Origin of the sequence: Streptomyces sp. NRRL S-495 (assembly GCF_000966955.1) — a bacterium.
Classification (GTDB): domain Bacteria; phylum Actinomycetota; class Actinomycetes; order Streptomycetales; family Streptomycetaceae; genus Kitasatospora; species Kitasatospora purpeofusca.
Map to the genome: position 1 here is coordinate 19,269 of NZ_JZWY01000113.1, position 11,581 is coordinate 30,849.

12 protein-coding genes are annotated in these 11,581 nt (G+C 72.8%); 6 read left to right on the forward strand and 6 right to left on the reverse strand.

From position 1 onward, the window contains the following. Nucleotides 1-18 precede the first annotated feature (18 nt). Entirely contained in the window at nucleotides 19-819 is an 801-nt protein-coding gene (locus VR45_RS08430) for an enoyl-CoA hydratase-related protein (protein ID WP_045939048.1), read from the reverse strand. Between the two features lie 289 nt (nucleotides 820-1,108). Between VR45_RS08430 and VR45_RS43775 the strand changes: the two genes are divergently transcribed. After that, complete coding sequence (locus tag VR45_RS43775) at nucleotides 1,109-1,276, forward strand: DUF3117 domain-containing protein (protein ID WP_078880497.1); 168 nt, start codon at nucleotides 1,109-1,111, stop codon at nucleotides 1,274-1,276. Between the two features lie 145 nt (nucleotides 1,277-1,421). Here the strand turns inward: VR45_RS43775 and VR45_RS08435 are convergent, their stop codons facing one another. Beyond that, complete coding sequence (locus tag VR45_RS08435) at nucleotides 1,422-2,054, reverse strand: O-methyltransferase (protein ID WP_045939049.1); 633 nt, start codon at nucleotides 2,052-2,054, stop codon at nucleotides 1,422-1,424. 240 nt (nucleotides 2,055-2,294) lie between these two features. Between VR45_RS08435 and sigE the strand changes: the two genes are divergently transcribed. The 5 genes from sigE (at nucleotide 2,295) to VR45_RS08460 (ending at nucleotide 6,525) form a co-directional block, all read left to right on the forward strand. Then, nucleotides 2,295-3,149 carry an RNA polymerase sigma factor SigE gene (gene sigE, locus VR45_RS08440; protein ID WP_234325884.1) on the forward strand — a complete coding sequence of 285 codons (855 nt, stop codon included), beginning with the start codon at nucleotides 2,295-2,297 and terminating at the stop codon, nucleotides 3,147-3,149. After that, nucleotides 3,146-4,153 (forward strand): zf-HC2 domain-containing protein, encoded by a 1,008-nt coding sequence (locus VR45_RS08445; protein WP_052708938.1) that lies wholly within the window; start codon nucleotides 3,146-3,148, stop codon nucleotides 4,151-4,153. The genes sigE and VR45_RS08445 overlap by 4 nt, the downstream gene beginning before the upstream one ends. 139 nt (nucleotides 4,154-4,292) lie before the next feature. Further along, nucleotides 4,293-4,739, forward strand: coding sequence for a sec-independent translocase (locus VR45_RS08450; protein ID WP_045939052.1), 447 nt, complete (start codon nucleotides 4,293-4,295; stop codon nucleotides 4,737-4,739). Nucleotides 4,740-4,947: 208 nt separating this feature from the next. Next, entirely contained in the window at nucleotides 4,948-5,622 is a 675-nt protein-coding gene (locus VR45_RS08455) for a hypothetical protein (protein ID WP_045939039.1), read from the forward strand. A 93-nt stretch (nucleotides 5,623-5,715) separates the two neighbouring features. Continuing rightward, a complete protein-coding gene (locus VR45_RS08460) occupies nucleotides 5,716-6,525 on the forward strand; it encodes a protein phosphatase 2C domain-containing protein (protein ID WP_045939040.1) in 810 nt (269 codons plus the stop codon). An 889-nt stretch (nucleotides 6,526-7,414) separates the two neighbouring features. On the opposite strand, the gene VR45_RS08465 is transcribed toward VR45_RS08460, so the two are convergent. From VR45_RS08465 to VR45_RS08480, 4 genes are all read right to left on the reverse strand, one after another. Further along, complete coding sequence (locus VR45_RS08465) at nucleotides 7,415-8,575, reverse strand: Mrp/NBP35 family ATP-binding protein (RefSeq protein ID WP_045939041.1); 1,161 nt, start codon at nucleotides 8,573-8,575, stop codon at nucleotides 7,415-7,417. A 57-nt stretch (nucleotides 8,576-8,632) separates the two neighbouring features. Next, nucleotides 8,633-9,154 carry a DUF1003 domain-containing protein gene (locus VR45_RS08470; protein ID WP_234325887.1) on the reverse strand — a complete coding sequence of 174 codons (522 nt, stop codon included), beginning with the start codon at nucleotides 9,152-9,154 and terminating at the stop codon, nucleotides 8,633-8,635. Between the two features lie 124 nt (nucleotides 9,155-9,278). Beyond that, nucleotides 9,279-10,586 (reverse strand): CBS domain-containing protein, encoded by a 1,308-nt coding sequence (locus VR45_RS08475; protein ID WP_045939042.1) that lies wholly within the window; start codon nucleotides 10,584-10,586, stop codon nucleotides 9,279-9,281. A gap of 199 nt (nucleotides 10,587-10,785) precedes the next feature. Continuing rightward, nucleotides 10,786-11,346 carry a hypothetical protein gene (locus VR45_RS08480; protein ID WP_045939043.1) on the reverse strand — a complete coding sequence of 187 codons (561 nt, stop codon included), beginning with the start codon at nucleotides 11,344-11,346 and terminating at the stop codon, nucleotides 10,786-10,788. Nucleotides 11,347-11,581 lie beyond the last annotated feature (235 nt).

Consider the following 11,581-nt stretch of genomic DNA (forward strand, 5'->3'; position numbering starts at 1 on the left):
TGCGGGCGGGGTCACGCCCTAGCGGCCCAGGTAGGCCGGCTTCTCCTTGGCGATGAAGGCGCGGACCGCGATCCGGTGGTCCTCGCTCGCGCCGGCCAGGGTCTGCAGCTCGTCCTCCTTGTCGAGCAGCTCGCTCAGCGAGTGCGAGGCGCCGTACGCCAGGGACTCCTTGATCGCGCCGTAGGCCACCGTCGGGCCCTCGGCCAGCTCCTTGGCGAACACCCGGGCGGTGGCGGCCAGTTCGGCGGCCGGCACGACCTTGGTGGCCAGGCCCAGCTCCATCGCCTCGGCCGCCTTCACGGTGCGCGGCAGCATCAGCAGCTCGGTCGCCCGCGCGTGGCCGACCAGCCGCGGCAGGGTCCAGGAGGCCCCGGAGTCGGAGGTCAGCGCGATCCCGGCGAACGCGGTGTTGAAGCCCGCGGTGTCCGCCACGATCCGGAAGTCACAGGCGAAGGCCAGCGAGGCGCCCGCCCCGGCCGCCACCCCGCCGACCGCGGCCACCGTCGGCTTGCGCATCCCGGCCAGCGCCCGCAGCAGCGGGTTGTAGTGCTCGGCCACCGTCCGCAGCGCGCCCTCGCCGGTCTCCTCGGCCCGCTTCAGCAGGCCCAGGTGCTCCTTGAGGTCCTGGCCGACGCAGAACGCCCGGTCGCCCGCGCCGGTCAGCAGCACCGCGCGCACGGCCGGGTCCTCGGCGGCGGCGGTCACGGTGTCACGCAGCGCCACCTTGGTCGGGACGTCCAGCGCGTTCATCGCCCCGGGGCGGTTGATCGTGATGACGGCCAGGCCGCCGTCCAGCTCGTACAGCACCGAATCGGACATGGGCGAGAGCTCCCTTGCTCGTGATCGTGGGCTGCCAGGATGCCGGAGCCCCGGCCCGCCTGGGGAGTGTGAGGTATCGCACCTTCCGGTGGCGTACGGACCGGCGCCGCGCCGGGGCTTATGCCGGTTATTGGGAGGGATTGCGGCGGTCCGGACGAGGTTGCACCGAGAGTGATGTTGGTCATCAGGCCGTGGCATGCGGGATAATGGCTTCCGATCAATGCGTTCGATACCGGCGGTGGACGGACTGCCGGTGCGTAGCTGAGCGGTTGCAGGAAGGGGAACGAGCATGGCGGCCATGAAGCCGCGGACGGGTGACGGCCCGCTCGAAGTCACCAAAGAGGGGCGGGGCATCATCATGCGCGTTCCGCTCGAAGGCGGCGGACGCCTCGTGGTGGAGCTCACGCCCGACGAGGCCCACGCCCTCGGCGAGGCCCTGAAGAAGGCCTGCGGCTGACCGCAGCAGGTGCTCGCCATCTCCTGGAGATGTGCCGCTGGGCCCGGGTACGACCATCGCGTCGTCCCGGGCCCGGTACGTTCCGCCCCCGGGCGCGCCTTTCCGCGTGCCCGGGTGTCCGCGTTCCGGTGGCCGCGCGCCGCCGCTACCGCTTCACGGCGCAGAGCAGCCCGTCCGACACCGGCAGCAGCGCGGGCAGCAGGGCGTCGCTCTCCCGGACGTCCCGGACGAGGTCGCGCATCGACCTGGTCCGCGGGTCCTGGAGCTCCGGTTCGGCCAGTCGGCCCTCCTGGAACACGCCCTCGAAGCAGACCGTCCCGCCAGGCCGCAGCAGCCGCAGCGACTCCTCCAGGTACGCGCCGGACTCCGCCGGGTCCCCGTCGCAGAACACCAGGTCGTACTGGCCGTCGGCGAGCCTCGGCAGCACCTCCAGGGCCCGGCCCGGTATGAACCGCGACCGGTTGGCCGCGAACCCGGCGGCCTGGTAGGCCTCCTTCGCCAGTTGCTGGCGGACCGGCTCCGAGTCGACGGTGGTGAGCACGCCGTCCGGCCGCATCCCGCGCAGCAGGTACACCCCGGAGACGCCCGTCCCGGTGCCGATCTCGGCCACCGCCTTGGCGCCCGACGCGGCGGCCAGCAGCCGCAGACAGGCGCCGCCGCTCGGGCCGATCGCCCGGATCCCGGTGCGCGCGGACTGCGCCCGGGCGTAGGTCAGCACCGCGTCCTCGCCGACGAAGGTGTCGGCGAGCGCCGTACGCGCGGGCCCGAACTCGCTGATGGCTGCCTCTTTCGGAGCCCCGGGTGGCGGCCCGGCGCCGAGCGGATGTCGATATTTCCTGCCACAGATTACTGGCCGGGCGGGAACCGCGTACGGCGGCGGGCCGTTGATGGAGCAGGGACCGGGCGAACAGGCCGTCCCGGACACCCTCCCGGAGCCGCTGCCGCGGGCCGGACGGTGCCGCGGATACCGGAGGCGGTCCCGGACACTTCTTATCCGGGCTTGACGGGCGAGGTGGATATGGTGGTGGCCCTGCTGGGCAGAAGAGCCGACCGAGGAGGTGTGGCCGAGGGCGACGTCCCCGTGCGGCGGCACTCCCGCGGCACCGCGTCGGCCCGTACGCCGAAGCCCGTGATGAACCAGCCTGCGCACTCCACCCTGGACCAGCCGGCCGCCGCGCCCGAGGCGCCCGCCGGCACTGCCGAGGCCCCCGCCCTCGCGACCTTCGCCGAGGGCCCCGACGCGCAGACCTGGACTCCGCCCAGCTGGGAGGAGATCGTCGAGGCCCACAGTGCGCGCGTCTACCGGCTCGCCTACCGGCTGACCGGTAACCAGCACGACGCCGAGGACCTCACCCAGGAGGTCTTCGTCCGGGTCTTCCGTTCGCTGTCCACCTACACCCCCGGCACGTTCGAGGGCTGGCTGCACCGGATCACCACCAACCTCTTCCTGGACATGGTCCGCCGCCGCCAGCGCATCCGCTTCGACGCGCTCGGCGACGACGCGGCGGAGCGGCTCGCCTCCCGCGAGCCCAGCCCGGCCCAGCACTTCAGCGACACCCACTTCGACGCCGACGTCCAGCACGCCCTGGACACCCTGGCGCCCGAGTTCCGTGCCGCCGTGGTGCTCTGCGACATCGAGGGCCTCTCCTACGAGGAGATCGCCGCCACGCTCGGCGTCAAGCTCGGCACCGTCCGCAGCCGCATCCACCGCGGCCGCTCGCACCTGCGCGCCGCGCTCAAGCACCGCGCCCCCGGCTCGGCCCCCGGCCGTGAGCGCCGGGGCGGCGGCGCCGAGGAGCAGCCGGTTCCGGTCGGCGCCGTCGCCGGCGAGGCTCCGGCCGCGCCGGGCGGGCGCGGCCGGAGGCGATCGTGAGCGGAACCGGCCGGTCCGGGCCGGGCCACTCGGACACCCCCGGCCGCACGGCCGCCCGCCGGGCCGGCTGGCCCGCGCTGGGCCGCCGGGGCCAGGACGGGCCCGGAGCGGTCGACGGTCCCGCGCTGCCGGCCGAGCCGGCCCTGCGCGCCGTCGCCGTCCGGTCGGTCGACCCCGCGGAGGAGCACCACCTCGGGGAGCGGCTGTCCGCCTTCGTCGACGGTGAGCTCGGCCACGACTCGCGCGATCGCGTCCAGGCCCATCTGGCGACCTGTCCGCAGTGCCTCGCCGAGGCCGACGAGGGCCGCGCGGTCAAGCACCTGCTGACCCGGACCGGCACGCCCGGCCCGTCCTCCGGGCTGATGGCCCGGCTGATGGCCGTCGGCGCGCTCCCGGAGGACGAGCCGCAGCCGCGCGCCGACCGGCCGCGCCGGGACGACGACGACTTTCCCGGCGGCGGCGTGGCCGGCACCGGGACCCTCGGCGGCAGCCGGCTGAACGGCGGCTCCTTCGGCCGGGGCGCGGGCGCCTCCTTCGGCGGCGGCGCGCTCGGTGCCGACACCCCGGTGCCCGGGGTCGACCCGCGGGCCTTCGGCCGTGGCGGCGCGGTGCTGCGCCCGCTGATCGGACGCCGCACCGTCCGTCCGGACGCCCCGGTCCAGCCGCTGGCCGCGGCCGCGGCCGCGATCGCCCCGGTGGTCCGGCCGGTCCCGCCGCGCGGCCGGCGCTTCGTCTTCGCCGCCGCCGGGGCCTTCTCGGTGGCCGCGGTGACGCTCGGCGGAGTCGGCGGCATTTCCGGTCCGGGCGAGGACCAGCACGGCACCGTGGTCAGCCCGGCCGGCAGTGGCGGCCGGGGCGGCATGGTCCCGATGAACGCCCAGGTGCCGGCGGCGGACCTGCCGGTCCGCCCGGTGGCGGTCACCCGGGGCGCGATGCCGCCGCACGAGCTCCCCGAGCGCACGCCGAGCACCGGCGTGGCCGGCCTGCACCACGAGAACAGATAGACCTCACCGGCCCCTTCGGGCCGCGGTCATCGGCGGGTCTTCACCACGGCTTCATCACACCGGGGGTCATGGACCCGCCGATGGCCATTACGCTGTGAGGAGCGTTTGTCCGATCCGCCCGCGACCGTAGGGAGCTTTGGTGTTCAGTGACGTGGGCACACTGGAGGTCCTGACCCTGGCCATCATGGCCATCGTGATCTTCGGTCCGGACAAGCTGCCGAAGCTGATCCAGGACACCATGGGGTTCATCCGGAAGATCCGGTCCTTCGCGGACACCGCGAAGGAGGACATCCGCAGCGAACTGGGTCCCGAGTTCAAGGACTTCGAGTTCGAGGACCTCAACCCGAAGACCTTCGTCCGCAAGCAGCTGATGGGCGGCGAGGAGGACCCGCTGGGCCTCAAGGACATGCGGGAGTCCCTGGACATCCGCTCGGTGCTGGACGACAAGCCGGCCGCCCCGGTGAACGGGCACGGCCGCAACGGCAGCGTCTCCTTCGACAAGCCCGCCGCCACCCCGGCCCCCGCGACCGCCGGCGCCCCCCTCACCCCGGGCGAGCGCCCCCCGTTCGACCCCGACGCGACGTAACCCGGCTCCGTCGCCGCTCCTCCGCGCCCCGCCGAACCGCACGGCTGAGCGGGCCCCGGCGTGTGCGCCGCTATTGTGCTGATTGTTCCCGCTGTGCCGTCGGTCACTTCCGGTCCCGTCCGGGCCCGAGTCGGTCGGCAGGGGCGCCGAGGTGCGCCACGATGGGAGCGCACCACGGCAGGCAAACGTCGTTGAGGAGGCCCCGGGGATGGACGCGACAAGTCAGGCGGTGGGAACGGCCACGGCCGGCGGACCCATGGTCGGCGGACAGGCCGGCCCGGCGGACCCGCTGGTGCCGTACCTGTCCGCGGACTTCCCCTGGTACGGCCTGGACGACGGCTGGTCCGGCCGCCGCTTCCTGCTGCCGAGCGGCTTCGGCGGCCCGCGCTCCGGCGCCCACGGCACCGTCGACTACGGCAGCCTGGGCCACGGCGAGGAGCCGGCCCGCCAGTACGAGCCGCGCGACATGCGCAAGTTCGCGGTGGCCGTCACCGTCGCCCGCCGGGACAGCCGGCGCAGCGCCGACAACACCGGCACCCTGGAGGCCACCTCCGCCGCCTCCGCGGCCTGGCTGGCCGGCTCCGGCCTGCTCGCCGCGACCTGGCCGGGCCAGCTGGACCGCGCGCTGCGCCAGGACTGGCTGGACCAGCAGTCCGCCCTCGCCTGGGACCTCGCCGACGACCTGGACGGCCCCGGCTGGTCCACCCTCAGCCTCCCGGTGAACGGCCTGCCGCAGCCCTTCCGCTACCGCGAGTCCGAGTACGGCTGGGTCCTGGCCGGCGAGGCCCCCGGCGTCCTGCTGGGCGCCTACGGCCGCGGCATCAGCGCCTACGGCGCCGGCTTCGCCACCGTCCCCGACCTCACCGCCTACACCCGCCCGTAGGCCGGCCCACCCGCACACACGACAGGGGCCCGCCGGTCCGAACCGGCGGGCCCCTGTCGTCGTCGCGCCAGAACTACCGACACGAGGCCTGAGATGCGCGTCTCCATCGCCACCGCCCCCGGCGGCCCGAACCCCAACGAAGACTGGGTGGGCGCCACCTCGTTGCTGGCCATCGTGCTGGACGGGCTCAGCACGGTCGGTCTCGACACCGGCTGCCGGCACGGCGTTCCCTGGTACGTCTCGCAGCTCGGCGGTCACTTGATCGCCGCCCTGGCTGATCCCGGCCGACCGCTGGCCGATGGGCTGGCTCAGGCCCTGGAGCAAGTGGCTGCGCTGCACCCGGGTTGCGACCTGGCCAACCCCGGGACGCCCTCGGCGACGGTCTCGATCCTCCGCGCCGGCGCCGAGCAGTTCGACTACCTGGTACTCGCAGACTCACCGATCGTCTTCGAGCGGGACGGCGAGTACCTGGTGAAGACCGACCTCCGGGTGGAAGCTGTCGTGCCGGAACTCCGTGCCGAGACCGAGCGCTTCCCCACCGGCACGTCGGAGCACACAGAGAGCGTACGCCGCATGGTCGCGGCCCAGAGGCTCACCCGGAATGTCCCGGGTGGCTACTGGGTCGCTTCTTCGGGGGGCGAGGCGGCCGACCATGCGTTGACCGGTGCTGTGCCGGTTGCTGAGGTGCAGGCAGTCGCGGTCATGTCGGACGGGGCAGCTCGGCTTGTGACCGACTACCAGGCGGCCACGTGGGCGGAGGGATTCGGGGTGCTCCGGGCTGGCGGCGCTGACGGGTTGATCTCGGCGGTGCGCAAGGTGGAGGCTACGGATCCCCATGGGCTCCGGTGGCCGCGCTTCAAGGTCGGGGACGACGCCGCCGTGGCGTTCTGTGAACTGTCGTGACAGTTGTCTGAGCGAAGAGCGCGGGAACTCTGTCGACCCGGTGCAGCTACAAGAACCTGTCAGGAGCTGTGGGAAGAAGGCAGAAGCTGAAGCTATAGTTGTTGTTGCTTGCTAGCAAGCAACAACGTATTGCCGCAGGCAAATAGGTTACACATTTGCTGTGGAGTAAAAGATTGGTGGCACTAGTGGCTGAGTTCGAGATACTTGGTTCAGTGCCTGGAAAAGTTTCTCGAACAGGAGAGCCCGAGCTGGCTGCAACCAGACTCGGGCTCCTGTAGAGAGATCGAGTGAGTCCGGCCGACTACAAAGCGGCCGGGCTTACTTTTTTTGCCCAGCTGTTCGTCCGGCGCTCGTTCTCGATCAAGGGTGCGAACCTAGCGCACCAGTTGCTCTACGCATCCTGCTACTGCGGCCACCGCTGCCAGTGCAGCCAGAGTGATCTCTCGCCAGCTGGGGCGAAGAGGTTTCTGACTTCTGGCGCGAGGCCGCTGCTTTCTCATCGTGTTCTCCTCCTGTCGTTGAATTTCCTGCGCACGGCAGGTCCCCGATCTGTATCGAGGCGCATCGGGACGACAAGACTTGAACGACCGTCAGCATACCCGCTCTAAGGGCTGGATCGCGCGTTCCCCGGTGTTCTCGAACGGGAACGGAGCGGGCCTATTCGAGAAGATCTTCTCGCTCGAGGGGGTACCCCGAGAGTTCGCTGTGGGCCTCGCCCGACAGTATCGGCTCCCTTTTAGGAAGGGGCTGCGTGGACGTGCATCCGTGGGGGCCGTCGCTGGGCCGTGCGAGGTCCGGCAAGGCTGACCAGCGTTGACCACTGGTGCCAACAGGAAGGCTGGTCAGCGGGGTGGGCGGATGCCCAGCCGCTGACCAGCCCGGGGCTTGATCAGAACTTGTTCTTCGGGGTGAGGCCGAGGGAGAGGCCGGAGAGGCCCCGCTGGCGGCCGCCGAGCTTGCCGGCGACGGCGCGGAGGGCGGTGGCGGCGGGGGAGTCGGGGGCGGCCAGGACGACCGGGCGGCCGTCGTCGCCGCCCTCGCGCAGGCGGACGTCGATCGGGATCGAGCCGAGCACGGGGACGGTGGCGCCGACGGTGCGGGTGAGCGCGTCGGCGACGGTCTGGCCGCCGCCGGTGCCGAAGACGTCGATCATCTCGTCGCAGTGCGGGCAGGGCATGCCGGACATGTTCTCGATCACGCCGACGATCTTCTGGTGGGTCTGCACCGCGATGGTGCCGGCCCGCTCGGCGACCTCGGCGGCGGCCATCTGCGGGGTGGTGACGATCAGGATCTCCGCGTTGGGGACCAGCTGGGCCACCGAGATGGCGATGTCACCGGTGCCGGGCGGCAGGTCCAGCAGCAGGACGTCGAGGTCGCCCCAGTAGACGTCGGCCAGGAACTGCTGCAGCGCGCGGTGCAGCATCGGGCCGCGCCAGACCACCGGGGCGTTGCCCGGGGTGAACATGCCGATCGAGATGACCTTCACGCCGTTCGCCTGCGGCGGCATGATCATGTCCTGGACCTGGGTGGGTCGGCCCTCGACGCCCAGCATGCGGGGCACGCTGTGGCCGTAGATGTCGGCGTCCACCACGGCGACCTTCAGGCCGTCGGCGGCCATCGCGGCCGCGAGGTTGACGGTCACCGAGGACTTGCCGACGCCGCCCTTGCCGGAGGCGACGGCGTAGACGCGGGTCAGGGTGCCGGGCTTGGCGAACGGGATCTCGCGCTCGGGTGCGCCGCCGCGCAGCAGCTGGGAGAGCTCCTTGCGCTGCTCGTCGCTCATCACGTCGAGCTCGACCTCGACCTCGGTCACGCCGGGGATCCGGCCGACGGCCTCGCGGACCCGGGTGACGATGGTGTCGCGCATCGGACAGCCGGAGACGGTCAGATAGACCGCGACCCGTACGGCGCCGCCCTCGCCGATCCCGACCGATTTCACCATGCCGATCTCGGTGATCGGGCGGTTGATCTCCGGGTCGTTGACGGTCGACAGCGCCTGGCGTACGGACTCTTCCGTGACGCCGGCCGCGACCTCTGTCTCGTTGGCCATGACTTGATGGTACGGCGCCGCGAGGGGGCCTCGTCCGGTCGGTGGCGGTGCCGCCGGTCACAGCGTCTCGGAGGTCTCCCGGCGCTCGTCGATCTCCTTGAGCAGCGACTGCAGTTCGGTGCGGACGCTGCCCAGCTCGGAGGCGATGAAGGCCCGGGTGGCGACCTCGCCGAGGCCCTGGCGCAGGGCGGCGACCTCGCGGGTGAGGTACTCCGTGTCGGCGATGGTGCGGTCGCTGCGGGCCCGGTCCTGCTCCATGTTGACGCGGTCCCGGTTGTCCTGGCGGTTCTGCGCGAGCAGGATCAGCGGCGCCGCGTAGGAGGCCTGGAGGGAGAGCATCAGGGTGAGGAAGATGAAGGGGTAGTCGTCGAACCGGACCACGTCGGGCAGCAGGGTGTTCCAGACGACCCAGAGGATGATCACCACCGTCATCCAGACGATGAACCGTCCGGTGCCGAGGAAGCGGGCGATCCGCTCGGACAGCTTGCCGAAGGCCTCCGGGTCGTAGGACGGCAGGTTGATCAGGCCGCTGCGGCCGGTGCGCGGCTGGTCCAGCCGGGTGCGGGCGGACGACCCCACGAGGGTGGGCTCGGTCCGGCGGTCCCTGGCGCCCTCGCGGGCGCGCAGCTCGCGCAGCCGGCGCAGTTCCCGCAGCTCGCCCTGGAGCCGCTGGCGCGGGGTCTCCTCGCGCCGGCCCTTGCGGTCAGCGTCCACCGGTCGCCTCCCTCTCGTCCCGTCGGTAGGTGTGCTCCCCGTCCGGACCGCCGTGCAGCGCGGCCTCCCGCCAGTCCTCCGGCAGCAGGTGGTCGAGCACGTCGTCCACGGTGACGGCGCCGACCAGGTGGTCCGCCTCGTCGACGACCGGCGCGGCGACCATGTTGTACGTCGCCAGGTAGCTGGTGATCAGCGGCAGCGGGGTGTCCGGCGGCAGCGGGTCGAGGTCGTCGTCGACCAGCGAGCCGACCAGGGTGTACGGGGGCTCGCGCAGCAGTCGCTGGAAGTGCACGATGCCCAGGTACTTGCCGGTGGGGGTCTCGTTCGGCGGGCGGCAGACGAAGACCTGCGCGGCCAGCGCCGGCTTGTGGTCGGAGACCCGGACCCGGGCCAGTGCCTCGGCGACGGTGGAGTCCGGCTCCAGCACGATCGGCTCGGTGGTCATCAGGCCGCCGGCGGTGTTCTCCTCGTAGCTCAGCAGGCGGCGGACCGGCTCGGCCTCGTCCGGCTCCATCAGCTGGAGCAGGCGCTCGGCCTCGTCGCCGGGCAGTTCGGAGAGCAGGTCGGCGGCGTCGTCCGGGTCCATCGCCTCCAGGACGTCGGCGGCCCGCTCGTCCTTCAGCTTGCCGATGATCTCGACCTGGTCGTCCTCGGGCAGCTCCTCCAGGACGTCGGCGAGCCGTTCGTCGTCGAGCGCGGCGGCGACCTCGGCACGGCGCTTGGCGGAGAGGTGGTGCATCACGCTGGCGAGGTCCACGGCGCGCAGCTGGTCGAAGGTGGCGAGCAGATTGGCGGCGCCCTGGTCCTCCTCGGGCAGGGTGAAGCCGGTGACGTCCTGCCAGTCCAGGGTGACGGTCTCGCCGCGGGCCTTGCGCAGCCGGCCGACCCGGCCGACCTGGACGAAGACCTTGCCGATCTCCCATTCGCGCAGCCGGGTCTGGGTCATCGCGACGTCCAGGACGGTGACCTCCTGGCCGGTCTTGGTCCAGGTGACGGTGCGGTCGAGCAGTTCGGCGAGGACGAGGGTCTCGGCGGGGCGCTGCTCGAAGCGGCGCATGTTGATCACGCCGGTGGTGATGACCTGGCCGGACTCCAGGCTGGTCACCCGGGTCATCGGCAGGAAGATCCGGCGCCGGCCGACCACCTCGACCAGCAGGCCGAGCACCCGGGGCAGGCGGCCGCCGATCCGCAGGGTGACCACGACGTCCCGGACCCGGCCGACCTGGTCGCCGTTCGGGTCGAAGACGGCGATGCCGGACAGGTGCGAGATGAAGACGCGGCTGCCTGGTCCTGCCATGGACTCCGGACTCCCTCGCCTCGCTCGACGCGTCTCGTTCGACGCCGGGCCGGGCGCGGCCACGCCCCGTGGCCCAGGCTACTCGGGCATCTCCGCCCGGGCTCGGTGAAAACGGGCGAATCGGGCGACCGGGGGACACGGCCCGACGGGGAGGGGTCGGACGGGGCCGGGTGCGGCGGGGGCCGGGGGTGGCGGCGGGTCAGCCCTTGCGGCGCTTCAGCAGCAGCTTCGGCAGTCCGGCGGGGATCGGTCGCCGGGTGGTGGCCGGGGTGGGCATCGGCGCCGCCGCGTGCGCGTCCTCCGGCATCGCCCCGGGCCGTTCGGTGAGCTCGGCGCCCGCCGTCCCGGCCGGCTCCAGCCGCAGCACCCGGCACTCGCGGGCCCAGCGGTCGGTGATGGCGTCGGTGTCCGGCGCGTTCAGCCGCTTGCCCTTCAGCTCCTCGACGGCGCCCTGCCAGGCCTCGCTCCGCGGGGCCAGTTCGACCACCCGGGCCGGCCAGCCGGTCAGCCGGCCGCCCTTGTCCTTGCTGCGGACGGTGACGGTCGCGCCCGCCCCGCCGGTGAGCCCGTGCAGCGGCTGCTCGGCGCCGTCGCCGACCACCACCACCGCGCCGTCGTGCCAGGCGTGCCAGAGCGCCCGCCCGTGCTCCTGGCCGTCCGCCCGGACCCAGAGCAGGCCGGACTTCTTCGCGGCCTCCTCCAGCAGGGCCCGGTCGAGGAAGTCGTCGGCGGTCGCGGCTGCGGCAGGCGTACGGTCCATGGCGCACAGCGTACGGCCTGCGTCAGGGGGGCGATGTCTCGCGGTTCGGGCGACAGTTCCATAGGGGCCGCACGGGCCTTACGGTAGGAGCCGCCCGTACCGCCGACCGGATCCAGAGGAGCGCCGTGCCCGCCGCCCGGCCCGAGAGCGACGCCGCCGCCGTCCCCGCCGCCGTCCCCACCGCCACCGCCGCCGTCCCTGTCACCGCGACCACCGCGCACCCGCTCCCCAGGAC

Coding starts and splice junctions, on each gene's coding strand:
- VR45_RS08480 (WP_045939043.1), bottom strand. CDS start 11,346: ATGGACCGTACGCCTGCCGCAGCCGCGACCGCCGACGACTTCCTCGAC.
- sigE (WP_234325884.1), top strand. CDS start 2,295: ATGGTGGTGGCCCTGCTGGGCAGAAGAGCCGACCGAGGAGGTGTGGCC.
- VR45_RS08465 (WP_045939041.1), bottom strand. CDS start 8,575: ATGGCCAACGAGACAGAGGTCGCGGCCGGCGTCACGGAAGAGTCCGTA.
- VR45_RS08460 (WP_045939040.1), top strand. CDS start 5,716: ATGCGCGTCTCCATCGCCACCGCCCCCGGCGGCCCGAACCCCAACGAA.
- VR45_RS08430 (WP_045939048.1), bottom strand. CDS start 819: ATGTCCGATTCGGTGCTGTACGAGCTGGACGGCGGCCTGGCCGTCATC.
- VR45_RS08455 (WP_045939039.1), top strand. CDS start 4,948: ATGGACGCGACAAGTCAGGCGGTGGGAACGGCCACGGCCGGCGGACCC.
- VR45_RS43775 (WP_078880497.1), top strand. CDS start 1,109: ATGGCGGCCATGAAGCCGCGGACGGGTGACGGCCCGCTCGAAGTCACC.
- VR45_RS08475 (WP_045939042.1), bottom strand. CDS start 10,586: ATGGCAGGACCAGGCAGCCGCGTCTTCATCTCGCACCTGTCCGGCATC.